At 55.5% G+C, this 24,511-nt stretch carries 25 protein-coding genes and 1 tRNA gene; 12 read left to right on the top strand and 14 right to left on the bottom strand.

The window, feature by feature from the left end; translation table 11 throughout:
* Positions 1–35 precede the first annotated feature (35 nt).
* The 3 genes from ACWHYZ_RS14480 (at position 36) to ACWHYZ_RS14470 (ending at position 3,488) form a co-directional block, all read left to right on the top strand.
* Positions 36–1,370 (top strand): response regulator, encoded by a 1,335-nt coding sequence (locus tag ACWHYZ_RS14480; protein ID WP_447983385.1) that lies wholly within the window; start codon positions 36–38, stop codon positions 1,368–1,370.
* Positions 1,367–1,816, top strand: a complete 450-nt coding sequence (locus ACWHYZ_RS14475) for a response regulator (protein WP_447983384.1) — start codon at positions 1,367–1,369, stop codon at positions 1,814–1,816. Before ACWHYZ_RS14480 ends, ACWHYZ_RS14475 begins: the two co-directional genes overlap by 4 nt.
* Positions 1,817–1,964: 148 nt before the next feature.
* On the top strand, positions 1,965–3,488 hold the full coding sequence (locus ACWHYZ_RS14470) for a DUF2779 domain-containing protein (RefSeq protein ID WP_447983383.1): 1,524 nt from the start codon (positions 1,965–1,967) through the stop codon (positions 3,486–3,488).
* 277 nt (positions 3,489–3,765) lie between these two features.
* Here ACWHYZ_RS14470 and ACWHYZ_RS14465 read toward each other — a convergent pair whose 3' ends face one another.
* The gene (locus ACWHYZ_RS14465; RefSeq protein ID WP_447983382.1) at positions 3,766–3,945 is read right to left on the bottom strand and encodes a hypothetical protein; all 180 of its coding nucleotides are present in this window, start codon (positions 3,943–3,945) and stop codon (positions 3,766–3,768) included.
* Entirely contained in the window at positions 3,942–4,274 is a 333-nt protein-coding gene (locus ACWHYZ_RS14460) for a hypothetical protein (RefSeq protein WP_447983381.1), read from the bottom strand. The genes ACWHYZ_RS14465 and ACWHYZ_RS14460 overlap by 4 nt, the downstream gene beginning before the upstream one ends.
* Positions 4,275–4,805: 531 nt before the next feature.
* On the opposite strand from ACWHYZ_RS14460, the gene ACWHYZ_RS14455 reads away from it, so the two are divergent.
* On the top strand, positions 4,806–5,237 hold the full coding sequence (locus ACWHYZ_RS14455; RefSeq protein WP_447983380.1) for a hypothetical protein: 432 nt from the start codon (positions 4,806–4,808) through the stop codon (positions 5,235–5,237).
* Positions 5,238–5,383: 146 nt separating this feature from the next.
* Here ACWHYZ_RS14455 and ACWHYZ_RS14450 read toward each other — a convergent pair whose 3' ends face one another.
* The 3 genes from ACWHYZ_RS14450 to ACWHYZ_RS14440 form a co-directional block, all read right to left on the bottom strand.
* Complete coding sequence (locus tag ACWHYZ_RS14450) at positions 5,384–8,014, bottom strand: ATP-binding response regulator (RefSeq protein ID WP_447983379.1); 2,631 nt, start codon at positions 8,012–8,014, stop codon at positions 5,384–5,386.
* 308 nt (positions 8,015–8,322) lie between these two features.
* Entirely contained in the window at positions 8,323–8,721 is a 399-nt protein-coding gene (locus ACWHYZ_RS14445) for a response regulator (RefSeq protein WP_447983378.1), read from the bottom strand.
* A 198-nt stretch (positions 8,722–8,919) separates the two neighbouring features.
* Positions 8,920–9,201 (bottom strand): hypothetical protein, encoded by a 282-nt coding sequence (locus ACWHYZ_RS14440; RefSeq protein WP_447983377.1) that lies wholly within the window; start codon positions 9,199–9,201, stop codon positions 8,920–8,922.
* Positions 9,202–10,104: 903 nt separating this feature from the next.
* Between ACWHYZ_RS14440 and smbP the strand changes: the two genes are divergently transcribed.
* Positions 10,105–10,407 carry a small metal-binding protein SmbP gene (smbP, locus tag ACWHYZ_RS14435; RefSeq protein WP_447983376.1) on the top strand — a complete coding sequence of 101 codons (303 nt, stop codon included), beginning with the start codon at positions 10,105–10,107 and terminating at the stop codon, positions 10,405–10,407.
* A 735-nt stretch (positions 10,408–11,142) separates the two neighbouring features.
* Positions 11,143–11,397 (top strand): DUF4142 domain-containing protein, encoded by a 255-nt coding sequence (locus ACWHYZ_RS14430; protein WP_447983375.1) that lies wholly within the window; start codon positions 11,143–11,145, stop codon positions 11,395–11,397.
* Positions 11,398–11,994: 597 nt separating this feature from the next.
* Here ACWHYZ_RS14430 and ACWHYZ_RS14425 read toward each other — a convergent pair.
* Positions 11,995–12,591, bottom strand: coding sequence for an Hsp20/alpha crystallin family protein (locus tag ACWHYZ_RS14425; RefSeq protein WP_447983374.1), 597 nt, complete (start codon positions 12,589–12,591; stop codon positions 11,995–11,997).
* An 884-nt stretch (positions 12,592–13,475) separates the two neighbouring features.
* On the opposite strand from ACWHYZ_RS14425, the gene ACWHYZ_RS14420 reads away from it, so the two are divergent.
* The 4 genes from ACWHYZ_RS14420 (at position 13,476) to ACWHYZ_RS14405 (ending at position 15,968) form a co-directional block, all read left to right on the top strand.
* On the top strand, positions 13,476–13,790 hold the full coding sequence (locus tag ACWHYZ_RS14420; protein ID WP_447983373.1) for a hypothetical protein: 315 nt from the start codon (positions 13,476–13,478) through the stop codon (positions 13,788–13,790).
* Between the two features lie 17 nt (positions 13,791–13,807).
* Positions 13,808–14,368, top strand: coding sequence for a cold shock domain-containing protein (locus tag ACWHYZ_RS14415; RefSeq protein ID WP_447983372.1), 561 nt, complete (start codon positions 13,808–13,810; stop codon positions 14,366–14,368).
* A 230-nt stretch (positions 14,369–14,598) separates the two neighbouring features.
* Complete coding sequence (locus ACWHYZ_RS14410) at positions 14,599–14,991, top strand: hypothetical protein (RefSeq protein ID WP_447983371.1); 393 nt, start codon at positions 14,599–14,601, stop codon at positions 14,989–14,991.
* Positions 14,992–15,059: 68 nt separating this feature from the next.
* A complete protein-coding gene (locus ACWHYZ_RS14405; protein ID WP_447983370.1) occupies positions 15,060–15,968 on the top strand; it encodes a DUF362 domain-containing protein in 909 nt (302 codons plus the stop codon).
* Positions 15,969–16,397: 429 nt separating this feature from the next.
* Here ACWHYZ_RS14405 and ACWHYZ_RS14400 read toward each other — a convergent pair.
* From ACWHYZ_RS14400 to ACWHYZ_RS14385, 4 genes are all read right to left on the bottom strand, one after another.
* Positions 16,398–16,487, bottom strand: a tRNA-Ser gene (locus ACWHYZ_RS14400).
* A 19-nt stretch (positions 16,488–16,506) separates the two neighbouring features.
* Positions 16,507–17,004, bottom strand: a complete 498-nt coding sequence (gene tadA, locus ACWHYZ_RS14395) for a tRNA adenosine(34) deaminase TadA (RefSeq protein WP_447983369.1) — start codon at positions 17,002–17,004, stop codon at positions 16,507–16,509.
* A gap of 143 nt (positions 17,005–17,147) precedes the next feature.
* On the bottom strand, positions 17,148–18,140 hold the full coding sequence (locus tag ACWHYZ_RS14390) for an anti-sigma factor domain-containing protein (protein WP_447983368.1): 993 nt from the start codon (positions 18,138–18,140) through the stop codon (positions 17,148–17,150).
* 2 nt (positions 18,141–18,142) lie between these two features.
* Positions 18,143–18,727 carry a sigma-70 family RNA polymerase sigma factor gene (locus ACWHYZ_RS14385; RefSeq protein ID WP_447983367.1) on the bottom strand — a complete coding sequence of 195 codons (585 nt, stop codon included), beginning with the start codon at positions 18,725–18,727 and terminating at the stop codon, positions 18,143–18,145.
* 678 nt (positions 18,728–19,405) lie between these two features.
* Here ACWHYZ_RS14385 and ACWHYZ_RS14380 point away from each other — a divergent pair.
* The gene (locus ACWHYZ_RS14380; protein ID WP_447983366.1) at positions 19,406–19,870 is read left to right on the top strand and encodes a group I truncated hemoglobin; all 465 of its coding nucleotides are present in this window, start codon (positions 19,406–19,408) and stop codon (positions 19,868–19,870) included.
* A gap of 36 nt (positions 19,871–19,906) precedes the next feature.
* Here the strand turns inward: ACWHYZ_RS14380 and ACWHYZ_RS14375 are convergent, their stop codons facing one another.
* The 4 genes from ACWHYZ_RS14375 to ACWHYZ_RS14360 form a co-directional block, all read right to left on the bottom strand.
* Complete coding sequence (locus ACWHYZ_RS14375) at positions 19,907–20,989, bottom strand: hypothetical protein (RefSeq protein WP_447983365.1); 1,083 nt, start codon at positions 20,987–20,989, stop codon at positions 19,907–19,909.
* A 102-nt stretch (positions 20,990–21,091) separates the two neighbouring features.
* Positions 21,092–21,292 (bottom strand): hypothetical protein, encoded by a 201-nt coding sequence (locus ACWHYZ_RS14370; RefSeq protein ID WP_447983364.1) that lies wholly within the window; start codon positions 21,290–21,292, stop codon positions 21,092–21,094.
* A 61-nt stretch (positions 21,293–21,353) separates the two neighbouring features.
* A complete protein-coding gene (locus tag ACWHYZ_RS14365; protein ID WP_447983363.1) occupies positions 21,354–22,172 on the bottom strand; it encodes a tetratricopeptide repeat protein in 819 nt (272 codons plus the stop codon).
* 36 nt (positions 22,173–22,208) lie between these two features.
* A complete protein-coding gene (locus ACWHYZ_RS14360; RefSeq protein ID WP_447983362.1) occupies positions 22,209–22,628 on the bottom strand; it encodes a hypothetical protein in 420 nt (139 codons plus the stop codon).
* 87 nt (positions 22,629–22,715) lie between these two features.
* Here ACWHYZ_RS14360 and ACWHYZ_RS14355 point away from each other — a divergent pair, with 87 nt between their 5' ends.
* Positions 22,716–24,446, top strand: coding sequence for a SagB/ThcOx family dehydrogenase (locus tag ACWHYZ_RS14355; protein ID WP_447983361.1), 1,731 nt, complete (start codon positions 22,716–22,718; stop codon positions 24,444–24,446).
* The last annotated feature ends 65 nt before the right edge of the window (positions 24,447–24,511 follow it).

The raw sequence follows: 24,511 nt of genomic DNA, 5'->3' as shown, positions 1-24,511 counted from the left end.
CTGTAGTCCTTGGAAATGATCAGAAGTGTGAACATATGAGCATGCAGGTGTTGATCGTTGATGATGATCCCGCCTTGCTCCACGCCTTGCCGGAAGCGGTCCGGACCCGCATGCGGGACGTGCTTGTCGAAACGACGGACACGGCCCGAGATGCGCTCAAGCGCATCGCCGAAACGGACTATGATGCCATCATCACCGATCTCAAAATGCCGGGCATGGACGGCTTGGCGCTCCTCAACGAAATCCGGTCGCTTCGGCCGTACACACCGACGTTACTGATTACGGGTCATGGAGAACATGATCTGGCCGTGCAAGCTCTGCGTGGCGGTGCCTACGATTTCATTCAAAAACCCATCGATCGGGACTATTTCCTCGCGTCGCTCAGCCGCGCGGTACAGGTCTATCAGCTCAGACGCCAAGTGGAGGAGCAACGCCGCACACTTGCTCGGCACGCCGAGGATCTCGAACATGAAGTCCAAATGCGCACGCGTGAATTGCTCGAAGCCAATGCCGCAAAAGATGCGGCTCTGTCCCGCGCCCAGGGAGAAATTCTCCAGCGAACCCAAGCCGAAGAGGCGTTGCATCGACTGAATGAGCAGCTGGAGCAACGGGTCATCGAACGGACACGTGAACTCACCAAGTTGAATGCTGAATTAGTGCGTGAGATTGCCGAGCGGAAGCAAGCCGAGGTGGAACTGCACAAGAATCGGGAAGAGCTCCGGGCGCTCGCGGCCCGCCTCATGACCGTGCAGGAAGAGGAACGTCGCCGCATTTCTTGCGAGTTGCATGACGATCTGAACCAGAAGCTGGCGGTATCGGTGATGAACGCAGAAGCGGCGGAACGGCGCTGGTCGCCGCAAGACGAGGTGAATCGAGAGCGGTTGCGTGCCATCCGCAATGAGATCGCGGAACTCTCCGATGATGTCCGTAAATTAGCCTACAGACTCCATCCCTCCATCCTGGATCATTTAGGTCTGGCCATTGCCTTACAATCCCATGTCGAGGAATTCGGCAAACGAGAGGAAATCGAGGCGATCTTCACGCAACGGAATCTCCCTGAGACCATGCCGCAACCCGTGGCGACGTGTTTGTATCGAGTGGCGCAAGAGGCCCTTCGAAATGTGGCGAAACATGCCAAGGCATCCCGCGTCGTTGTCAGACTGGCCCAATGCGATCACTCCTTGCACATGTCGATTTTTGATGCCGGCGTGGGGTTCACGCCTCCGAAAGGAAAGGAACTCCAAGGTCTTGGCTTCGTCAGCATGCAAGAGCGCGTCCGCCTGGTCGGGGGCCGAATGTCGATCCGCTCTCGTCCAAATCAGGGAACCTATCTGTTTATACGCGTGCCGCTCACCGGGGATGCGTTATGAGGAAGCCTCGACTGCTCTTGGCCGACGATCACACCATGGTCCTCGAAGGATTTCGTCGACTACTGGAACCGGACTATGAACTGGTCGGCGCAGTCGAAGACGGCGAGGCACTCGTCAAGGCGGCGCAGCAAACAAAACCTGATCTCATTCTCCTGGACATCTCCATGCCGCTGCTCAATGGGATTGAGGCGGCACGCCAGATTCGAAAGGTCCTCCCGACCGTCAAATTTATTTTCCTTACGATGCATACCGACCCGACGTATGTTACGGAAGCCTTCAAAGCCGGCGCCTCTGGGTATCTGCTCAAGCGATCAGCGACGTCCGAGCTGCTCTGTGCGATTCAGGAAGTCCTCGAAGGTCGGAACTATGTCACGCCTTTGATTACCAAAGATCTGATGCATTCGATCATGGAGATCATTCGTGTGACCGAGTCCTCTCCCTCCTAACCCGACAAGCCGTCAGCTTTCAGCGGTCAACCATCAACAACAATCCGTCCGTTACCTTTATCTGCATTGCGCGGTCAGTCGAGGGCCGATCATTTAAGGCCTCTTTAATCCTGGACATTTCCGCCACGCTTGTGTAGCCTTCGGCCACATGCTGATTTCTTCTGAACGCCCTGCTCCGTCCCTGACGACTGCCATCCGCCTTTCGAAGTCGAAGTTCCTTTCCGGACTGCAATGTCATAAGCGACTGTATCTGGAAATCCATGATCCCACGTTGGCAACTCAGCCGGATGGGGTGACGCAGGCGATCCTCGACATGGGAACGGAGATCGGCGAGCTGGCCCGGCAACGCTTCCCCGGCGGTATCCTGGTCGACGTCGATCATCGGCATGGAGCTGAAGCGTTGAAACGCACACAAGAGCTTCTGAACGATCCCACCGTCCCCGCTATTTTTGAGGCGGCTTTTGTCCACGAACAGGTGTTTATCCGCGTCGACGTCCTCGAACGAGTCTGTTCGGTTCAAGACGGCTCGGTGTCATGGCGGCTGATTGAAGTGAAATCATCGACGCGTGTCAAAGAGGTTCATATCGATGACCTTGCCGTGCAGGCCTATGTGCTGGGCGGGGCAGGGCTCAAATTGGTCGGGACGTGTCTGATGCATATCAATACTCAGTACGTCTACGACGGGAAGAGGCTCGATCTCGATCACCTTTTTGCGGTACACGACCTCAGTGAACATGTCGCATCCCACCGGACCAAGGTTGTGACCCGTCTCACCGAGATGAAAGCGATGCTCGCCCTGCCTGTGCCTCCGATGGTTGAGCCGAGCGGCCATTGCCAGACCCCTTATGAGTGCCCGTTCTGGGATTTTTGCACGAAGGAGAAACCGTCCAGATGGATTTTCCATCTACCGGGCGGCAGCCAGACATTTCAATCACTTGCTAAGCTCGGCGTCACAACGATCGACGATATTCCGGCTGGATTTCATCTCTCCATCAATCAACGCCGCATGCGGGACAATGTCGAATGGGTCAGCTCCCGGTTGAAGGCCGTTCTGGAAACGGTGCGCTATCCCGTCCATCATTTAGATTTCGAGACCTTCATGCCGGCCATCCCAAAATTTCAACAGACACGACCCTACCAAACGATCCCGACCCAATGGTCCAATCATATCGAATGGGACAATGGGAACATCACGCACGCGGAATACTTGTGCCTGGATCCCAAAGATCCGCGCGAGGAACTCGTCGTGGAGCTGTTAGCGTCATTGGGGCAGGAGGGAAGTATCTGCGTCTACTCGGGCTACGAACGTGCCATTCTCGAACGGCTGGCCGATTGGCTTCCCACGCTGCGAGCGGATCTGCAACGTGTCATGGCCCGCCTTTGGGATTTATTCCCTGTGATCCGTGACCACTATTATCATCCGGCCTTCGAAGGTTCGTATTCGATCAAAGCGGTGCTACCGGCGGTCGTGCCGTCATTAGGCTATGGTGATCTCGACATTCAAGAAGGCGGGATGGCCGCGCAGATCTATTATCAGATGGTGTTCGATGAGATGGACTTGATAGAAAAAGTCCGCCTCAAGGAAGCCCTTCTGCATTACTGCAAGCGGGATACATTGGCTATGCTCGAACTGCGGCGAGCGCTCTACCGCAAAGCCGTAGGGGGATGTTGAAAAAGACCGGGTTACACCACCCTGCCTGAGTCGCGCCAAGACGCGCCCGTTCCCTAGCTGCCGTTCTCGGCTTAGGGTACGTCTGTGGTGTTCGCTTCACCTGCCGCCTTGCTCCGGAAAGGGAGAGCGTCTTGGCTCGCCTGAGGTGAGCGGGTGGAATAGACGACCTTTTTGAATATCCTGCATAGCCCCTGCGGCTTGATCCTAAACGGGATAGAGCGTGAATGGCTCTGCGTTTTGGGAGGCGCCGGGCAAATCGAGATTCAACGCCACAGGGTCAGGGGTGGGAAAAGAGCACGGCCGTACTGCCACCTTGAGGCTTCGTGAAGCCGTCCATGACGGCACGGTGAGTGAGATTGATGACGACTCGATTATAGTCTTCTTCCATCAGCCCGCTTGTAGACACAATTCCTCCGCTCCACAGGATGTTCCCGGTCTCCACGTCGATGCCTTTCACGATGACACTCGGCGCGTCTTTAGCACCATCCACGTCGACCAGCACGAGCACTTCTGCGCCTGCAAGAAGCCATTGCGAACGAAATAGGCCTCCGCCGCCTGGGGAGAGTTCAAGTGAGGGTCCTGCTCATCGAGAATCTGCAGTACTCGATCTCGTTGAACCAATGTAAATCCCAACTGCTGTAAATCATTGCTCGCCTGAGCCACGGCGGCAGGATGGCGGCCGACGACCATGGCCCGCATGTCCAGGACGACAGGGGAGGAGAGGTCGGGCGAAGTACCGACTGGAAGAGATGACGGCACAGGAGGATGCGTGCAGGCCGTCAGCATAAGGCAAGCCATTCCAAGTAGAGGTAGAGGAAGACGGATTGTACTCTTGCCCATCCCGATTCGACGCGTTGAATTCATGATGTATGTCTACACCTTCATGCCGGAGACTGCAACGAGACTTTAGTCGAGGCAGGCGGACAAGGCAACGGGCAAAACGTGAAACGCGACGGGAATCAGAACGAAGAACGATTATTTGGACGCGGTGACGAAGGTCAAAGCAGCGTGAGGGACGCGAATACGAGGGACTTGCAAAGGCAGACCGCACGGTGCCCACAAATATTTCGAAATCGAAAGCCTTCTGCAGGCAGGCATAGACGCGGGGGGCAGTTTTCAAGCGCACGGTGATGAGCTGCCGATTGCCGTTAGTCCTTCGCTCAGTGAAATGTTGCACCGACCGATGGTCCAGAAGCGGTCCGACACCGGTAAGTCGAATGAACTACATTAGTAGCGCATCGTCACTGATTGAGCCAATGGCGATCCAATCTATACAGTCTATACAGTTTGGAATCACAAACTGTTAAGGAGGAACTCATGGCACAGCGAGGCATCTTTTCAGCATTACTGATCACTACCGTCATGTTCGGTGCAGCTCCTTCGTTCGGTGCCGCTGAGGAACAGGATCCGGTGATCAGTAACCCACAGGCACCGGCTCCGGCTTTTCCGCCTTCGCGAGCCTGTACCAAATCCTCACCTTGCCAAAATGTGACGGGTGAAGTCATCAAGGTTGAAGAGGCCTATTGGATCAAGACCCCGACTGGCTTGGAAACCAGACTGAAGGTGACGGATGATACCAAAATGAACGCACCTCTCAAGAAGGGCGATAAGATCGCGGCCCAAGTGACTTCTACCGGAGAAGCCGAAGCGGTGGTCAAGATGGATGACCTTCCAAAGCGACCGACTGCTTCGGTACCGGACACCACCGCCGAGGACATACGCAGACAGCAGTCCAGCTCGGAACGGTAAGGGATGATTCGGACGGGAGATTTCATCCTCCCGTCCGAATTGAGTGTGACTCGCTTCGCGTTATCGGATGGATTAGGCTGAACTGGTCCCTCTTCGTCTCTTTTAAAGCTCTCTCGATCGCGACTTCTCCAAGAATCGTTATTCGTTCAGCTGAGGGAGGCGGATTGAGAGTCGCTCGAAATGCCTTCCGACACGGAAGGTCTTGTGCTTGTCTCTGGGTGGACCGGGATCGTGAAATAAAATCGGCTTCCGTGCTGAGGTGTGCTCTCCACCCAGATCCGACCGTGATGCAGGTCGACAAAATGCTTTGCGATGGCCAAGCCTAATCCAGTACCCCGCCGCTCCGAACCCAAAGATCGGCCGCTGTAGAATTTTTCAAAGACCTGGCCAATTTCTTCGGCAGCAATCCCGCACCCTGTATCCACAACGCAGATCTGGACACAGCCGTCAGCATCCCTACTCAACTGGATCCGCACCTCCCCACCCGCGGGCGTAAATTTGCACGCATTGTGGATAAGGTTCGTGAGGATCTGCGTAAGCTTGTCTGGATCGGCATGCACGAGCCACTCCGTAGGACTTGCTTCAGATCGCAAGTGAATGTCCTTCTGCCGGGCCACCGGTCCCAGCGTCTCCATGAGCGAGTCGAGCACCGTGCTAATTCTGATCGGCTTTGGGCGAAACTCTATCGTACCGGCTTCAATTTTCGTCAGGTCTAAGAGATCGTTAATCATGCGCACCAAACGTCCTATGTTTACCTGAATGCGCTCGAGGTACTGCCGTTGTTTTGGACTCAGGGGACCGCCGAGCTCGGACAGGAGGTTATCAACAAAGCCGTCGATCGCAGTCAACGGGGTGCGCAAATCATGGGATACTATGGACACAAATTCCGACTTTCGCAGGTTGAGGTCCCGCAGTTCCGCATTGGCCAGTTCCAGCTTGGCGTAGAGGTCTTCCAATTCCTTGGCTCTGGATTCTAACTCACGCTCCTGGCGATGAATGCGCAATTGATTCTTGATCCGGGCAAGGAGTTCCTCTTCATGAAACGGTTTGCTCACATAATCATCGGCCCCCGCTTCCAAACTTTCGACCGGCGCTTCCGTGCCCGCTCTGGCCGTCAGGAGAATCACCGGAATTTTGGACAGCGCCTCATTGTTTCGCATGGCGCACAACAAATCATATCCACTCATCACAGGCATCATGATGTCCGTTACGACCAGTGCAGGTCCATGTTGCCGGGCGTATGCGAGGCCCTCGATACCATTCGATGCGGTCATTACACCGTATTCATCCGTGAGTAGACGAGCCAAATAGGCCCGCATGTCCGCATTGTCGTCCACTATCAATACCAGAGGTCGATCGGACTTCATATTCTGTGACTCCACTGCGCCTTGTTCCGATCCAGCCGATCCTTCCTCTGAACGGACGGACGGCAGCACGAATGTCTCATCGTCTTCAAGAGGGACTATATCCCGCGAAGTGCCGCGTGGCAGCGTCACGGTAAAGGTCGATCCTTTCCCCGGGACGCTTTGCACCGTGATGTGGCCGTCGTGAAGCGTCACGATTTCCTTCGCGAGGGCTAATCCAATGCCGCTTCCCTCAAACCGCCGCATCGTGTCGCCTTCGACTTGCGTGAAGCGCTCGAAGATGCGACCCCACTGGTCTTCGGGAATCCCGATTCCAGTATCCTCAATCTCGATGGCAACATGGTTGCTTTCGCTCCGTAGTCGAATCCAGACGGTTGCTTGATCGGAGTCACTAAATTTAAACGCGTTGGCGAGAAGGTTGTAGATCACCTTCATCATCTTCCGTACATCCACTTCAAGGGGAAGCGGTTCGTCTGTCCCTTCGAGGAAAATCCGTTGTCGTCCCGATGATTGAAAATTAGCCGCGACATTTTTCACGAGCGCGACCAGATCCACGCAAACCTTCCGCATGTCGACTCGTCCACTCTCAAACCGGGCTAACTCTAATAGTTCGTTAATCAGAAACAGTAGACGAGCCGTATTGCGCAGTCCTGACTGCACGACGCCGTAGCTGCCCGGCGACAACGGTTGTTTTAGCAGCGTCTTGAACGCCCCAAGACTGAGGGTCAACGGTGTGCGCAATTCATGGCTGATGTTGGCAAAAAACTGATCCTTGAGACGATCTAATTCGAGTAGTTTTCGATGCGAGACTTCCAATTCTTCACGGGCGCACCGTTCTCTCTCGCGTGATTGGAATTCTGCGGTTTGGAGCTCTTCATAAAGATTGACTGAGAAGAGGCACGCCACACAGGTCCACAGCAGAAAAAAGGAATTTTGAATGGCGGCTTCCTGTGCCCCCGGCCCCAGGGGGGACAGGAGGTTGAGGCCATAGTAGTACGCGAGCGATATCAGTTGTGCGGTAAGATGCGCACGCCAAGAAATCGGTACAATGACGGCGGCGGCCAGAAAGACGAGATTTAGCCCATTATAGTACGGCGACGTGAATCCCCCCAGAAACACCGTCATCTGGGCGATGCACAGATTACCAATGACGATCCAGAGAATGAGTGGGATCTTCGGGTTCACGCGCGATGGTCGATAAACATATTGCACAAACGCGAGAAGAAATCCGGCTTCGAGGACGACTCGGAGGCTTAATAGGACGGAAAGGTGCGGGCGATAAAAAAGGAAATCTGAAAGGAAAAAGACCGGATTAGCGACAAGCCCGAGGTAATACAACGTGCGCAGCCGTTCCCTGGCAAACCGATCTCGCCAGGCGGCATAGTCGTCGACCTTCGTCTCTCCAGGAGACATGGTCAATCCAGATGAGGTGACAGGGCGACTACCCCCTCATTGTCTGATCTCTCAGGAGAATTCGGAGAGCGAGAAGGAGGGGGCCAGCCGACGTGTTGTTAAATTACTCCTTCTGATCGCGATCCGCAAAGGGGTCGAAACGTAATGCTGGTATTGTATCCTCTGCCACACATTCTTCGCGGCTGATTGGTGAAGGTTGATCGCGCAAGTAACGGTTATAAAATCTTTTGAACCGAGATTACCATAGTCGTCCGAGAAGCTTTTCTTATGGCCACACTGCGATAGGCGTCAGTCAGCATATCCCACGTTTATGAGGCTCTGTCCCTGAGGGCTGCTCTAATCGTAGCAATGAGAACATCCGGCAGAATGGGCTTCTGATGGAACGCATAGGCCCCGGCCTCCAGGGCTTGTATTTTGAGATCTTCACGGCTTGCGGTCATCACCAAGACCCGAGCTCCTCCTAATTCATGGCGTAATTGCTTCAACAGTGTCAGTCCATCAATTCGCGGCATCCGGATATCAAGAAGGATCAGATCATAGCGATAATTACGAATCCAGGTCCTGGCCGCATCACCATTGATAGCGGTTTGGACGACGGCATGAGGAAACTGGGATTTAAGGAGAGCAGGAAGGGCGAGCAGCGTGTCCGGATCATCATCAATGATGAGGATACGATGATCTTCTCGCTGGGAAGCAGGATTACTCATGCATCAGGTCCTATCCATAAGAGTAAAGGGCTCGTAACCAGAGCCCTACGTCACATGGTCGGGAAGACAGCAGGCTTTTCGCCACCCGTGGATGTGTTTATTTCACCCGTGATGACTCAAGCCAAATGCTGAGCGCCATGGGTCTGAACGTACATGAGCGGCCGACCCTAGGGTACTCTCAGGCTTTTAGCTTGACGATTAGGAAAAGCGAGGAGGGCGAAATAATGACTCAGTGAGTGTGAGAGACGGAAGAGGATCGGATGAGTTGCCTTGTACCGTAAAGCGCAGTGGATCGGTGAGCGTGAAGGCGCTCGGGACGATGGAAAAGCCTTCGATGAGGGACTCTGTAAACGTATCGCCCTCGGTTTCAAGATTCCATAGCGTAACCGGTGCACCCAACGCCACCATCCCTATAGAGATGCAAAGCAGTATGATGCCTCCCGTAAAATAATAGTTATGACTGATAGCGCGATGTTTCATGACGTCGGCCTCAATTTAGCACGGCTCCAGATTCATTTAAAAGGCGGAAGTATAGATACATGGCAAGAGTCATATTGAAATTCTGAGTACCGAGCCGTGCAATACAGGCGTGTTTGTCCATAGCTGTGGGGTCATTCTCTACTCATACAGGAGAATCATGGTTCTTCGATGCGATTATGCAAGGTGGATTGTCGTCCAACCTGATAGCAATGCTCACAGATCAATGCGGGGGTACCGCGGTCCGACGCCTATAATTGCGCCATGCGATACTGCGCATTGAAGAATGTCAGACTGTATCCGACATCTTCCGCCACGGATTACTAATCCGAGGATCGTCTGTGCGAGCATGTTGCGGTTGCGGTTCGTAGACCGGTGGCATGGCATCGACGGCTCCCGCTGCAAGTGAGCCACGTGCTAAAAAAGCGGCGTGTCCGACGTTACCGTGCAAACATCCACCTCACGGAGCCATGCGAGGTGACGAACGGAACGGCGCTTCTGACTTATTGGTGGCCTTACTGAGGTTCCCTGAGCAGGCCCATCCGAGTGGGGCGTCCAAGAAGTCTCGTGGACCGCGTACGAACTTACCGGACACCAGTTCAACAAGAAACTCGACAGTCCTTCCATTGCTGCGCTGATCCCAGCACAGCGTAACGTGTGTCACTATTTAGTCGTGGGTCAACACACACGAGACCAGGCAGGGAACGGCCGCCATGGGTCCATCGCGACGACAATTCTTTAAGCTGTCAGCCGGGGTGGTCGGAACGACAATGGCGCAGGGCGTCATGGTCAGAGCCGCTCCAAGGTCAAAATTCATTCGTGAGGGCCCGGGATCGTCCAATGTTTCCGCATATTCCACTGACGCACTGCTATACGCGGTTCTTTCACCATGCGATGAGAGTCCTCATGACCTTGGGAATTCTTCTTGCCGGGTGTGCCCAAGATGATCGGTACATCGCTGAAGCGCTGGAGCATGCAGATCAGGCCGTCTCCAACGGTCAGCGAAGGGATAACAATGCGCTTGCGGAACAAGCCACCGTCGCACTTCGTTACGTACGGCTTGCAGAACGGAATAAGAAGAACGATGGTCGTCTACAAGACGCGATACGTCTGTTGAAAGAAGGTATCCATCACGCCCGGTATGGTCGCTCCGACGCCGGTGTGCAAGCCGTCAAAGATGCGTACAAGGTGCTCGCTGAAATCGAATAGAGAAGTCGGCATAACGGACGGCATTGACACCTCAATTGCGGTTCAGCGCCGGCGCTAATCCAAGCGCGAGCATTTGTGCTCTAAAAGCAGGCCGAGCTGATGAACGACTGAACTGCATGGTACCCGGGATAACATAACATCAATCATCCAAAGGATCCGTACTGCTGGTACCTAGGATCTACTCCGACACAGTCGTGGGTCGGTCCTTCCCATCGCAATATAGCTCCGACTGCCTGCTATGTTCGCATCGACGGCATACTCCAATGAATCAGCGAGCGCGCATTGATTCTCATCATCATGATGTTCGCCGACGCTCGCCTCGGCCATGAGCCTTCGATCAGACCCAAGCTCGCGGATTTGCGCGTCTAGCAACGGGTGGCCAGGATGAACGGACAAAGGAGGCAAACATGATAAAGACATATCGAGATACTATCATGATGCTAGGAGCTGTGGCTCTCGGAGCGTGTGCCATGACGGGGGCATCGACTGACGGGATGTCGTAGCAGAAATCGGGAACCAGCGAGGAGAGCCATAGCGGCAGTCAGATGAAGGCACAACAAGGATCGCCAGAGGTCCGGCTGCTGGGATTTCTCAATTTCGCCAATAAGGCTGATTTGGAGGGCGGTCGTCCGGCACAGGAGCGGCGAGAAAGTATAGCGGTCAAGACCTATGGTCGGCAGATGGAAGTGGACCACATGCAGAGGTGCGGCGCTACGCCTCGGCGTGCTGCCGGCCATGGCGCCCGAGACACAGGCCCTCGTTCAGGAACATGAGAAGGTCTTGCAAAAGTTGCAGAGAGCATCCGGCACAGATTTTGACCAATCGTATTTGTCACATGAGATTGAGATGCACAAGCAGGTTTTGAAAACGGTCGACTCACTTGCCGGGCAAACCCGAGATCCGCAGCTCACGCAAATGATTGCAGGTGGGCGGCCCATTCTAAAGGCCCACCTCAAGGCTGCCCAGCAACTCATGGCTGAACTGCAGTAAATCTCAAGGACCGCGGTGCCAAAGATGGCACAAGAGAGGGCAGACCGACATGAGGGCATGAATGGCGCGAAAGGCCCCGTTACGTGCATATAGGGCTGCATCAGGACGAAGAAGGGGAAAGCATATGAGCATTGAACCGGATCTATCCGGGGTGACTGCTTTCTCAGCTAGGACGAGCAAAATGCTGGCCAGCGGACTAAAATCCTAGTCCCTTCATGAGCAACTTATGGGCGGGCATTAACCGACGTGAAGCCGTTCCGGCATTGAATGGGTTTACTTTATTTCGACCATGCTGCTTTGTGGAGATGTGCAGAACGGGGGTGATCGTCGTATCGCTTTCTCCTGACTTGCCGAGACGTCAACCTGCCGATTCCGACGGGTGAACACCCTTTACTGTCTCTTCCATCGCTCTCTTAACGGCAGGGGAGGTGCGGGGCAATGCGGCAGCCCGCATTGTCTATATCCTCGAGGCATATGCCACTGGCTTCACCCGCACCTCAATGTCGCGATCGGCCGTTATGGCTGTTTATTGACCCCCTGCTGGTCTGGATTGCGAGCATCAGGAACAGACCTTCTCGTGTTCTTTACGATGGCGGTTCACGCCGCCTGTGAACTCTGCCCTCCTCCAGACTCAATCGGAATCTCGCGGCGGCGCCGTTTCTCTTCAGGAATTGGCACGGTGACCTCAAGGATCCCATCTCGGAATTGTGCTTTCGCTTGCTCAACGTTCGCCTCATCGGGCAGCGGTATGAGGCGAGAGAATCGTCCATACCGCCATTCCGACCGTACCATGCCTCTCTCGCCGCGCTCTTCGTGCGTCTGTTTCCGTTCTCCTTCGATGAGCAGTCCTTCAGGTGTCAGTTCTACTTTGACATCGTCTTTGCTCATGCCGGGTAACTCCGCACGCACGACTACCGATCCGTCTTTCTCCGCCACTTCCACGGCGGGGGACCACAGGCTGCCTTGACTCGGCGACGACATCGGCCAGGGACTCATGGACCCGAACAGCCGCTCCATGTCCTCTGACATCCGGCGCATGAGTTCGAAGGGACTCGACATCAAGAGTTCGCGGGGGCTAACTGACCAGAGACTCGGCGTTCGAGTCCCTGTTGCCGCCGCCCCTCCCGACCGTTGTACGCTGACATCGCGAGACTGCTGCTGGGAGTTCGCCTGTTGCTGCTTCTCGGTCGCCATTGTGTCCTCCTTTCGTTGATTCGGGTACCTATGCTGTTCTCAAATACTACTCGAGTTTTCCGTTGTTTCTCCGGACTGCCGGAGCCAGATTGGTTCAACCTCGTCCGCCTTGCGTGGCCAGCAGAAGCACGGATCTCCTAACCCATTACTACCATGATCCGTTCAAAATGAGGACGCTTTAAACGGGTCAGGCTTTATGTCGCAATCATCTGAGCCGTTCCGCGGGACCGTCCGTTGAACCTGGCCCGAAACGCTACCCGTCATAGCAGGCACAGGGGGAATAACCTTCATGAGCTCTCAGCCGGTTGGGCATCCGAAAGTTAGCTGCACTAAGCGGCTCTTCGCCGATGTTGTCCTTGCGGAGCGTGCTCTTCTATCTCCTCGTCAGGGAACGAGGCCCAAATCGCCGCCCCCCAAGTGAAGAGCATCAATGCCAGCATCATTTCTACGACAAGCATGAGGGTCACCTCCTTCCTTCTTTGTAGTAATCATCGTTGTGGACTTCGTCAAGGTAGTGTAGGCCAACTGACGCCTATGAATTGAAACGTCGCATCGGCTCCCTTGAAGGTTTACGCCGTGCGGTCCTCGGATATGGCAATTGGGCCCGCTCGCTATCGATTTTGACCAGTTCGTTTATTCAAGTGACATGGAGCAACTGTAGACGGCGCGGTACACGGCACGCATTCGGGTCTTCCATAGCGTGGAACCGCTTGTCTCGCTCTATATGGCTAACGTTCGAATGTGCTCAAGCGGGCGGTAAAGCCGTACTCGATAGGTGAATTCAGCTGACGCCGTACTTCTTGATTAGCGACTTTCTCTCAAGAACTCCGGTCTCCGATGATCTAAATGAATTCAGTAGCCGACTTCATCGTTGGGGAGAGCAGATGCCATTGTTGTCACAAGAAGACCTGAAAATGGTCATTGCAGAGTCACATAGCCCGGCGGTGTCGATTTTTCTTCCTACCCATCGGGCAGGGCCTGAAACACAGCAAGATCGCATTCGTCTCAAGAATCTCCTGAAACAAGCAGAAACGCAATTAGTAAAGGAAGAGACTCGACCTACGGACGCGCGAGAACTGCTAGAACCTGTGTCGGCTCTCATCGATGATGCGGCCTTTTGGAGACACCAGGCCGACGGCTTGGCGATTTTCCGGGCTCACGATGTGTTCCCAGTCCACCGCCTACCAGTCATGGATTAGCTACGAGGAGGCCACTCATGGATCTACAAATTGAAGGGCGGCACACCGATGTGAGGCCTGAATGGACAGCCGACATTCAATCACGGGTGGTCGATCTGCATCCCGGGCATGATATCAAACATACCCGTGTCACGTTGACTAAACACGAGCATCGAAAAGCCGAGGACTCCTACGAGGCCGTGATCGTCGTACAGATTCCTGGGCATACGATCACGGCACGAAAGCAGCAGAACAGCTTTGAAGAAGCGATTCGGGATGCCTTTGCCGCCATGGAGACAGAGCTGGAGAAGATACGGGAGAAGCGCGGCTCGGCTGAAGTCCGCATGACGGCACCGCCGGAAAAAGGTGTGATTAGTAAGCTGTTCCGTGACGACGGGTATGGATTCATTACGATCGAAGATGGCACAGACGTCTATTTTCATCGGAACGCGGTCCACGACATGTCATTTGCGGACCTCGAGGACGGGATGGAAGTGAGATTGAATGTGGAAGCCGGGGAGAATGGACCACAGGCGACTACCGTGAATCCTGTCGCATCAGCGACGGAGTACTATGCCGACAAAGGATCTGTGACGTAACGGTGCGGCACTTTCTATGCGATGACCTCATCTGAGGATGGTTCGTATTCTGATGACGTATCGGTATCGGCCGGTGGTGGGAGCTCATGATGATCTTCAGAGATTATTTCGTGTACGGAGCGCGAGGTTCTGCGCGATCCGCCTCGTCGAAAGGCCACACCAGCCTTACCGAGCCGTACGCCTGCCAGGAAACCTGCAACACAGCAACCAGTAGATCAGGAGGGAAGGTTATGGCTGTTGAAGAGCTACGGCGCAATGGCATGATGGCGCATCTACTGGACGCGCTAGCCTCGGGGAAAGATATTGGCCACTATGGGCGACTGGTATTTGCCATGGTTGCGCGCCATTTTCTCCAGTCCGAGGAGGTCGTTGCCTATCTGATGAAGAACCCGGGTGTGACGGAACAGGACGCTCGGGCACTCCATCTGCAAGTGCAGGGCAAAGATTATAGTCCTCCACGGCGCGAACGGATCATAGAGTGGCAGCGAGAGCAGGAATTTCCGATCTGTCCCAATCCTGAAAACCCGGATGCCTGTAACGTGTACAAAGATCTGAAGTTCCCACCTGAGGTGTATGAACACATCGGTGGCTATTATGAGCAAAAAGCAGAACATGCTTCCTAAGCCATATGGCTCGAATCACCTGAACGCTCTTTTTGGCAACGAGCGTCGTCCAGCAAGGAATCAGCGACATGGTTGCCGTAGCTATTGCACAAGATGCCGAGATTGAACTGGCGATTACTGGTGCACTCAATCGCCTAAGCTTGGATTCGTTGGTCCGAGGCAAGCGTGTCGCCGTCAAGCCAAACGATACGTGGGCATCGCCATCCGACAAGACGGGAGTGACCCAGCCCGATACGTTACGTGGCGTCTTGCGCGTCATCAAACGACATCAGCCAGGGGAACTTATAGTCACGGGAGGAGCCGGAGCGGCAGAAACAGATCAGGTGTTTCGCATTGCGGGCCTGATGGACGTCGTGACGGAGGAAGGAGCGGCATTCTTCGATCATAACCGTCCTCCATTCGTCTCGGTGCCGTTGTCCTATGCGCCCAACCACGATGTACAAGGGCCGCAACGATCGGTCATGGTCAATCCCCGCGTCTTAGAATACGAGACATTGATCGCCATCAACCAGCTCAAATTGCATGAGACGGCAACGGTTACACTCGCGCTCAAGAACATCGCCATGTCCTTTCCAGCGGCTGACTATTACGGACACCCTCGCTCCACGCAACGTCATAAGAACGACTTCTTTGCCGACATGCATTCCTTTATCGCGGCCATGGCGAAGCGCTTTCCGATCGATCTCGCCGTCACGGTGGGGCATCCAGCCATGATCGCGACAGGACCGCTTGGAGGCCATGCCGTCGAGACCGGCCTCGTCATTGCAAGCACGGATGCCGTGGCCGCCGATGTGGTCGGTGCACGGTTGTTGGGATTTGAGCCCCAGGCGGTGCGGCATTTATGGGAAGCGGCACAGCTCGGGCTGGGCGAATTGGACACGAAACACATGAGTTTCCCGGGCCTAAACTTGCGTCAGGCAATCGAGGCCTTCACGAGCGCCGCGTACGGTGAACCTCTCACCTTTGAGCATGAATAATCGCGTCCGCTTCCCTGCAAGGAGACAGGCCGCCTCCGTTCGGCATTGTTCAATCAGTGTGCCACTGGACGTTTGCGCGAAGTCTGTAGGTATTCGGCTGCTTGCACGCCATCATCCGAATGTACAAAACATGCCTCGCACCAGATTGTAAGTACCACTTTGCTACAGGCGCTCTCTCGTCAGCTCGTCGGAAATCTAGCTGCCGAACCCCAGTTGAGACCACCGAATGTTAGTAACGCATAGGCATACCTGTATTCGAGGCCGACTTGGCGCCCGATAAGTTGAGACTATCTCTCGCTCAGAACGGCAGACATCGGCTCAGGTACAGAAGGGATGAGAGCATGACACTTCCGTTCGAATCCCACGCTTCATGTGTTGTTAGAGTGAGCGGTACGGCACCAGCGGCGAGGGATAATAAATTGTTTTACGTGGCGGAGAGGGTGGGATTCGAACCCACGGTCCAGTTGCCCAGACAGCAGTTTTCGAGACTGCCCGATTCGGCCACTCTCGCACCTCTCCGCACGACTTCGCTGGTTGGTTAGACGTTCTCTAGCGGAATACGCTCGCTCACATCTTGTCGCAGACGCCGAAAGAAGGTTTGCATCAGTTCCTGGCTCTCCAGCTCCAACACGCCGCCGCAAACTTCGACGCGATGATTCAATCGACGTTCACTCGGCAGATTGAATACCGAGCCGCAGGCGCCGGCCTTCGGATCTCGAGCCCCAAATACAAGACGCGATATGCGTGCCTGGATAATCGCGCCGGCACACATGGAACACGGTTCGATGGTGACGTACATGGTGGTTCCGGTGAGGCGCCAGGTCTTGAGTCGGGTCGCGGCTTCCCGGATGGCGACTACTTCTGCATGCGCGGTCGGGTCCTGCCAGACTTCGCGAAAATTGTGTACCTGGGAGAGCAGTTGCCCGTCCATCACGATCACGGCAGCAATGGGTACTTCGCCTAACGCGGGAGCGAGTCTCGCCTGGTCCAATGCCATCTGCATGAATTCTAAGTCTCGGTCTGTGATGAACGACATAGCTCCTCTAAGTAATCGACGCGGACCTTACGCAAACGGGCGGTATCTTACCACAGTCGGTTTCAGCAATCAGCTATCAGCTTTCGGGCTCGGGTAGAGGTTCTAAGGCTGAGCGCTGACGCCTGATAGCTGCCTGCCGGCTATTATGTTTGCCCGGCGAGATATATGGCACCCGTTGGTTGGGGGCGTCCGCCCTCGGGTTCCAGGCTGACGGCGAATTTAGAAATGCGGGAGAGATCCGGCAGGTCTTTGAGAACGACCCGGCTTTTCTGACCGCTGTCGGTTCTAAATGTTCCGGCGCTCATCGGCTTATCGACAATCGCCCACAGCTGATAGGTTTTGCCTGCCGGTAATGGCGGCATGTTAAAGGCATAGAAGAAAGCCTTTTGGGTCTCCTTGTCATATAAGAGAAAGGCGCCGGCCGACCTGGCGGATTCGACTCCGGTCAATGACACGACCTTCACGTGTGCCGATCGAAGAAACGTAAGCATGTCGTCGCGCTGGGCCAGAGTCTTGCGCAGTGCTGATGTTTCCTGTTCGCGTTTTGACAGCTCCTCACGCACGACATCGAGTTCGGCCTCCTTCTCGATGAGTTTGCTACGCGTGTCGCTGACGGTCCCGATGCGGTGCTCGATTTCTTCCTTGAGCGACGCAAGGGCCTGCTCCTGTTGTGTGAGGTCCTTTTGAAGGGCCGCCGTTCGCGTTGTAGCGTCATGCAGGGCCGCTTCGATCTGCTCGCGCTGAGCTGCCTCGCCGGCGACCTGCCTGTGTATCGTCCAGGCGTACCATCCCGTTCCGGCAAGCAGAAGCAGCAAAGCCATCGACACGACCGGTTGCAGGGACGGTCTCATGAACGAGGACATCAGGTTATTGATCCATGCAACGAAGCTCGACCCGGTGCGTTCGTCTTTGGTGGCGCCCTGAAAGACCGCCGCTAACATGGTCGACTTCGCTGGTGGCTGTACCGGTTGCAGGGCAAACGGCATAAGTCCGGCGGCTGCCTGGTACTCCTTTGCGAGAACGTGGCATGTGTCGCATCCCGTTAGGAGATGGGATTCCACGGCCGTCCGCTCCGCGCGATCCAACGCACCTATCGCATAGAGGGCGATTGCGTCTTCAATTTCCTCATGCGTCATGGCTACTCGATATTCCAACAGGGTTGCAGGGCGGTTTTAAGTTTGCTCATGCCCAGCTTGATGCGTGTTTTGATCGTGCCCACAGGTTCCTTGAGTCGTTCCGCGATCTCCGAATGTGACAAGCCTTGATAATAGGCGAGTTCGAGCGCCTGACGTTGGGCTGCCGGTAATTCGACCAATGCTCTCATCACGAAAGCCCGCACCTCCGCATCGGCTTGCTGATCGAACGGCGTCGGATTGTGCCCTTGAGTGTCGGCAATTGGCGCATCCTCGATGGATTCGGTCATCCTGTGTCCGCGTGACGCTCGCGCGCGGATACGATCGATGCCGCGACTTCTGGTCAGTGTGATGAGCCAGGCCATGGGTGACCCGCGACGCTCATCGTACCGCACACTTTTGCGCCAGACCTCGGTATAGACCTCCTGCAGCAGGTCTTCGGCCTCTTCCCGGTCGCCCAGCATCTTGAGCGACAGGGTGAAGAGCACCGGTGAGGAACGATCGTATAATTGCCCGAAGGCCCGCCGATCCCCCTTCGCGATCAATGTCAACAGGTCAGCATCGATGGAGGTCGAGTTCCGGGAGTCCATGCGCGTTGTCTTATCCTGAATAGAGCAGTCCGCTTCGCCGGCCGCGCATCATACCATACACTACGGAAAATGAAGGCAAAAGGATGTATGAGGGAGAGGGCGGCCTGGCTCTCCCCTTGGTGCTCGTGCACCGCGCACACTCTGAAGGTCCTTGGTGAACGCGCGCAGTGACGGGAAGAGCCAGGTCGCCCTCTTGGGTGGAGGAAAGGATGGTGGTCGCGTACTTCGGAACGTGCGCCTCGGGAATGGGCGCGTCTTGGCGTCGGGCCGGGCGGGTGGAGAATGGATGCGCAGTGACGGAGATACCCAGGCCGCCCCTCGGAGGTGGAGAAGAGAAGATGGTCTACTCGGGCACCACGCACACCTGGAACGTGATGCCGGGAAAGACTTGTTCTACACAGACGCGGAGAGGGCCACTGAGATGACGCCCGGGGAGAGCAGGTAGAAATAGTGTGCACTGTCAGAGGACCAGCGCGCCAAGTTTAGAGGGAAAGCGAAAAAGACAAAACTGTCTGACTTGAACATCCAAATCGTCGTTCGCTTCGTAGTGCGATGTGAAGGCAATGACGGGGATGGCTTTTATAGCGCGGATTTGCTGTCAGTCGTTGCTATCTATCACCCGTAGCCATAGGGAGCTACAACAACATAAGGGGGGTTGTATGAGGACGCAGTGATTATATGACGGGATTCGCGGTGGTCGGGTTGCTTATGATGGGGGCCGGATGCGCAAGCGAGATCTCCGGCACGGCGATGAAACCAGAGAGTGAGATGAAACAGCCGATGCAGCCCTCGCTCTATGAACGGTTAGGCAAGAAGGAGGCGATCACTGCGGTGGTCGACGATTTTGTCGGACGGGTCGCCAGTGATGGCCGAATCAACGGGAAGTTTGCCAATGCCAATATTCCGCGGCTCAAAGCGATGTTGGTCGAGCAGATCTGCGCTGCGTCGGGTGGGCCTTGCACCTATACCGGCCGCGATATGAAAACAACGCATGCCGGCATGGCGATCACCAATGAGCAGTTTGATGCGCTGGTCGGCGACTTGGTAACTACGCTGAACAAATTTCACGTGCCTGAGCGGGAAAAGAAGGAGCTGTTGGGCGCCCTAGGGCCGGTCCGCAAAGATGTTGTCACAACAATGTAACGGAGCGGCGTGGAGGGAGCAGTCGCCTCCCTCCCGCTACAGATAGGTTTTCAGAATACCCGCCGCTTCCGCCACTCCCGTAGCAGGCGGAGGCGACGCCACAGGAGCGGGAATCACCATGGCGGCTTCCATCGTTGGCTCCCATCGACCCTGCAGGAAATCCTCAACCGATAGTTCAAGTCCGCGACCATAGTGGTGCAGATAAGAGACCAAACTCTCTTCATCGACGAAATTATATCGCCGGACATAGATCACGGGGATTCCCGTTGCCACCGCCTCGACGATGGTTCCATAGCCTGGCTTCGTCAGTAACATGTCACAGGAGGCCATGATCGTCCGAAAGCTCAAGGGAAGTCCGTCAGATGAGACGATGCGCTGCGTGCGAGGTGGCACCGGCCCCGGCATAATAAAGCGATAGCCGGTCATGGCTTCGATCTGATCCCAGGGCAGTGACGTGAGTGGGATCCCTCCGAAGGCGATCGCGACCAACCGCTCATCCGGGGACGCTCCTATAACCTGACGAAGCCCTTCACGGTCGGGCGTGAGTCGCGTGGCAATGGGTCCGACATCAACTATCCGGTGAAATGCCGGCATGGCTATCGAAGGTGCTACCCGAATGATCACGTTTGCGAGGGAGTAGGCGTGTTGAATTTCTTCGATCAAGGGTGCAGAAGCTGACGGCGTCTCATTTTGAAGATGACTCAGCACTTGGTCCCAGCACAGTGAGCTCAAGCCAACGACAGGGATATTGGCACGCGCCCCCGCTTCGATGGCGAGGTAAGAAATATCGGAGAGCAGCAAATTCGGCGAATGGCGGTTGATGGCGTCTGCTTCTTGAGCGAAACGGTCGGTCCAGCTCGAGTGAAATCGATCATAGGCCGACCAGGTTTCCTTTACGTCAATATGGAGCGGCCCCTGCTGAACACATCCGATGTCTTGTTCGCAGGCACTGATGTCCCAGGGGACTTGTAACTGGTCTTGAAAAAACCAGGAGGGGACGGTTGTTCTGAGAAGGACCTTTAAAGAGGGGATGCGGCGTCCCAGTTCATTGAGGACTGGAACGACTTGCGCAGCATGGCCGAACCCATGTCCCGAGACGGAACACCAGATCAGCGGCATGCTGAAGTCAGGGACAAGATGTAAAGTAAAACTTTAGGTGTTCCGGCCAAAGCTTATCCCCCTCGTCTTTTTGACGTTACCTTGTACGTTTGGCAAGGTCACTCAGTCGCCTGATCCATACGATTCGCTGGGGGCGATGTTGTAAAGCAATTCCAGGTCAAACTCTTCGATCAAATCATTGGCGGTCTTGACTCCCAGATCGGATCGCGTTTCGTTGATCACCAAGTCGATCGCCATACCGGCGTGCTGCCCATACTGATCGATCGCGCTTTGGATGCGTTGGCGGGCATCGTCTTCTGTCATGGTTCCTCCGTGAGCGGTGACTGTCCTGTCAAGGCATAGCAACCGGATGCTGACATCCCGGTCATCCTCGATGCTGCCATTCGGCCTGCACGCGATTCAAGCGTAGCGCATCTTCCTGCCATTGAGCCAACCCGTAGTGTTGGCCGATGAGGACGATACGCTCCAGACATCGGATAGCCGATATCGCATCGCCCCGCTGTTCATACATATCGGCCAGCAACCGCAGTGCAGCCGCTTCGGCCGGTTCATTGCCGAGCTTAATGAAATGCTCGGAGGCATTGTTCAAACATTTTTCAGCCTGAGAGGTTTGGCCGGCCAGCAAAAATGTTTTCCCCAGCTGACCATAGGTGGTCGCCAAACCTTCTTCATTCCCCACGCGCCGGTGCGACGCCAGTGCTTGCTGAAACCTGGAGATCGCGGGCTCGGTCTGGCCGTCTGCGGCATGCTGGAGGGCTAAGTTGGCATAGAGACTCCCCAGGGCGCGGTGATCGTTCAACGATTCCAGTAGATCCAGTGCCTCGAGGTAATAGGCGCGTGCCTGTTCAGGATGGCCGGCTTCCCCATGCACATTGCCGAGATTCACGAGGGTCTGACCGACGCCCTGCAGATTGTGCTGCTCGCGCTGTATCGCCAACACTTCACGATAACACCGGTTGGCCGTTTCATAGTCTCCCATCATCGAGCAGACATTCCCGAGATTTCCGAGCGAGTCGGCAAGAGCTGGCGCGTCTGCTGTGAGTCGGTCATCGTGCACGGCCTGTTCGTAGCATATCTTCGCCTGAGCGACATCGCCACGATGTAACAAAATGCGGCCGCGGTGTTTATCGTTCTCAGACATCGAAAGAATCGGAAGATCCAGCTCTTGAAGCGCGAGTCTCACGTTAGGCTTAAGGGATCACGAAAGCATGCTTGCCCGTCAATCTCCACCTTTAAACACATCTTGGTCGCACTCGTCCTCTTCCTCTTCACTCTCGCCAAGTGCCGCTTTATATGAGGTGCACAGCTCGACAATTTGTTTGGCCTCCGGGCTCCCATCATCCCATTGCGCCAGATATCGATCGCACAGAGTGAGGCCGGTGTGAACGTGCGTTGCCGACGTTTCTTCGACGAACTGTTGCCACGTGATGAAAATCAGAAACGCCTGGAAGGATTTGACGTGGGCGTACGGCTCGCTCAGAGCTTGGAGCGTCTCATAAGCTGCGAGCGCCTCGTCACCGACGCTCGCGGAAAAGATGCTTTCGGCCTCGAGGACGGCGTCGAGATCCTCGCCCAACTCACCGGAACTCGCCACGCGTTGCAATGCCTGTTGTGCGGCAATGGATGCATCAAAAGTCATAATGCCATGAGCATAACGATATCGAACCCGATGGGTCAATCCGGCACGCGGTTTACTTCGCGCTCAATCGACGGGTAGACTCCACGTATGACGCAGGAGCAGACCACCACAGACCGGCAAGCAAATGAGCTCATGTTGCAAGTGTTGGGCTATCACCAGACGACGAAGCATCATTTCTATCGCTATGCGCGCGCCCTCGGGTACATGGACTGGGCGAATCAACCGAATCCGTTCCGGCGGTATGAGGAGGCGATGCTCATTCGGTTGCCTCTCTTAGAGTCTGATGAGCAGCCCGTCTCGCCGGCCTATGATGCTCTCTACCGCCCGAACAGCGTGCCGGTACAGCCTGTGACGGTCGTCACGCTATCCCGCTTTTTGGAATATGCCCTTGCTCTCTCTGCCTGGAAGCAGGCCGGCGATACACGGTGGGCGCTTCGCACGAATCCCTCTAGCGGTAACTTGCATCCCACCGAGGGCTATCTCCTGCTCAATGGTATCTCCGGCCTAAGTCTGGGACCTGGTCTGTATCATTACGCCCCCAAGGAGCACGGGCTTGAACGACGAGCCGATTGGCCCTCCGATTTGTTCGCGGCACTGATGCGGCCATTTCCACCAGGAGCGTTTCTCCTGGGACTGACATCCGTACATTGGCGCGAGTCGTGGAAATACGGTGAGCGCGCCTTTCGGTACTGCCAACATGATGTGGGTCATGCGATCGGCTCGGCGCGCATTGCCGCGGCCACCTTAGGATGGAAGATGGTGCTGCTTGAGGATGTCGGCGATGATGATATCGTCGCCTTATTAGGAATTGGGCGGGACGGGGACTATGGACAGGCGGAACGCGAACATCCCGATTGCCTGGCTGTCGTCTGGCCAGGGGATGTTGATGCCACAGGGAAGCTGCCACTTGTGATTGAATCCGACGCCATTCCACGAATCGATCGCGTGACGTGGCATGGCACCGCGAATCGCCTGAGCCGGGACAAACCCGATCCATGGGAGATTATCGACGTCGTGGCCGCAGCGTCCTGGAAGCCGCGAACCGACCCTCGTACGATTGAGCTCGACAAGATCACTAAGGCGTCTTCCGATCGAGCATTGCTTGAACCTGATGCGCCAAGTGCGGAGCGACTGTCGGCCGGTCGTATGATTCGACAGCGTCGCAGCGCACTCGCGTTCGATGGTCAGACATCGATCGACGCGGCTCGGTTTTTTCTAATGTTGTCTCGCGTAATGCCTCGCCGAGAACGTGCGCTCGCACATCGTCCCATGCCCTGGGATGTTGTTCCCTGGGAGGCGGCGGTCCATATCGCGCTGTTCGTGCATCGCGTCGATGGCTTGCCTCAAGGCCTCTACGTCCTGGTTCGGGATCCCGCCAAACTAGCCGAGGTGCGAGAAGCGATGCATCAACATTTCGTATGGACGCGGCCGCCGGGGTGTCCTGACGATCTTCCTCTCTATCTCTTAGAGGAGGGCGATGCCCGACAACTGGCAAGTCAGGTGAGCTGCCATCAAGAGATTGCCGGCGCCGGGGCTTTTTCGATGGGTATGATTGCCGAATTTGAACCGACGATCGAACAATATGGCTCCTGGTTTTACCGTCGCCTTTTTTGGGAGACGGGCCTTATTGGCCAGGTGCTTTACATTGAAGCCGAGGCGGCCGGGGTACGGGCGACCGGCATCGGATGTTTTTTCGATGATCCGGTGCACCAGGTATTTGGCCTTCAGGATATGCGGTTTCAATCCATCTATCATTTCACGGTCGGCGGCCCTGTGGATGATCCTCGACTAACGACGTTGCCGGCATATGGGGAATAGCGTCAGTCATCAGTTTCAGCGCTCAGCTTGATCCGAGCAAAGCTGAACCGTGATAGGTGATTGCT

The organism is Nitrospira sp. Nam74 (genome assembly GCF_965152615.1).
This window is presented reverse-complemented; position numbering and strand designations above follow the sequence as displayed.

Excerpts from the sequence above, each read along its gene's own strand:
- ACWHYZ_RS14450 (WP_447983379.1), bottom strand. The coding sequence starts at position 8,014 with ATGTCTCCTGGAGAGACGAAGGTCGACGACTATGCCGCCTGGCGAGAT.
- ACWHYZ_RS14370 (WP_447983364.1), bottom strand. The coding sequence starts at position 21,292 with ATGACAGAAGACGATGCCCGCCAACGCATCCAAAGCGCGATCGATCAG.
- ACWHYZ_RS14360 (WP_447983362.1), bottom strand. The coding sequence starts at position 22,628 with ATGACTTTTGATGCATCCATTGCCGCACAACAGGCATTGCAACGCGTG.
- ACWHYZ_RS14475 (WP_447983384.1), top strand. The coding sequence starts at position 1,367 with ATGAGGAAGCCTCGACTGCTCTTGGCCGACGATCACACCATGGTCCTC.
- ACWHYZ_RS14480 (WP_447983385.1), top strand. The coding sequence starts at position 36 with ATGAGCATGCAGGTGTTGATCGTTGATGATGATCCCGCCTTGCTCCAC.
- ACWHYZ_RS14375 (WP_447983365.1), bottom strand. The coding sequence starts at position 20,989 with ATGCCGCTGATCTGGTGTTCCGTCTCGGGACATGGGTTCGGCCATGCT.
- smbP (WP_447983376.1), top strand. The coding sequence starts at position 10,105 with ATGACCTTGGGAATTCTTCTTGCCGGGTGTGCCCAAGATGATCGGTAC.
- ACWHYZ_RS14390 (WP_447983368.1), bottom strand. The coding sequence starts at position 18,140 with ATGACGCATGAGGAAATTGAAGACGCAATCGCCCTCTATGCGATAGGT.
- ACWHYZ_RS14355 (WP_447983361.1), top strand. The coding sequence starts at position 22,716 with ATGACGCAGGAGCAGACCACCACAGACCGGCAAGCAAATGAGCTCATG.
- ACWHYZ_RS14385 (WP_447983367.1), bottom strand. The coding sequence starts at position 18,727 with ATGGACTCCCGGAACTCGACCTCCATCGATGCTGACCTGTTGACATTG.
- ACWHYZ_RS14445 (WP_447983378.1), bottom strand. The coding sequence starts at position 8,721 with ATGAGTAATCCTGCTTCCCAGCGAGAAGATCATCGTATCCTCATCATT.
- ACWHYZ_RS14455 (WP_447983380.1), top strand. The coding sequence starts at position 4,806 with ATGGCACAGCGAGGCATCTTTTCAGCATTACTGATCACTACCGTCATG.
- ACWHYZ_RS14380 (WP_447983366.1), top strand. The coding sequence starts at position 19,406 with ATGACGGGATTCGCGGTGGTCGGGTTGCTTATGATGGGGGCCGGATGC.
- ACWHYZ_RS14410 (WP_447983371.1), top strand. The coding sequence starts at position 14,599 with ATGGCTGTTGAAGAGCTACGGCGCAATGGCATGATGGCGCATCTACTG.
- ACWHYZ_RS14460 (WP_447983381.1), bottom strand. The coding sequence starts at position 4,274 with ATGCTGACGGCCTGCACGCATCCTCCTGTGCCGTCATCTCTTCCAGTC.
- tadA (WP_447983369.1), bottom strand. The coding sequence starts at position 17,004 with ATGTCGTTCATCACAGACCGAGACTTAGAATTCATGCAGATGGCATTG.
- ACWHYZ_RS14420 (WP_447983373.1), top strand. The coding sequence starts at position 13,476 with ATGCCATTGTTGTCACAAGAAGACCTGAAAATGGTCATTGCAGAGTCA.
- ACWHYZ_RS14425 (WP_447983374.1), bottom strand. The coding sequence starts at position 12,591 with ATGGCGACCGAGAAGCAGCAACAGGCGAACTCCCAGCAGCAGTCTCGC.
- ACWHYZ_RS14430 (WP_447983375.1), top strand. The coding sequence starts at position 11,143 with ATGGCGCCCGAGACACAGGCCCTCGTTCAGGAACATGAGAAGGTCTTG.
- ACWHYZ_RS14470 (WP_447983383.1), top strand. The coding sequence starts at position 1,965 with ATGCTGATTTCTTCTGAACGCCCTGCTCCGTCCCTGACGACTGCCATC.
- ACWHYZ_RS14440 (WP_447983377.1), bottom strand. The coding sequence starts at position 9,201 with ATGAAACATCGCGCTATCAGTCATAACTATTATTTTACGGGAGGCATC.
- ACWHYZ_RS14415 (WP_447983372.1), top strand. The coding sequence starts at position 13,808 with ATGGATCTACAAATTGAAGGGCGGCACACCGATGTGAGGCCTGAATGG.
- ACWHYZ_RS14405 (WP_447983370.1), top strand. The coding sequence starts at position 15,060 with ATGGTTGCCGTAGCTATTGCACAAGATGCCGAGATTGAACTGGCGATT.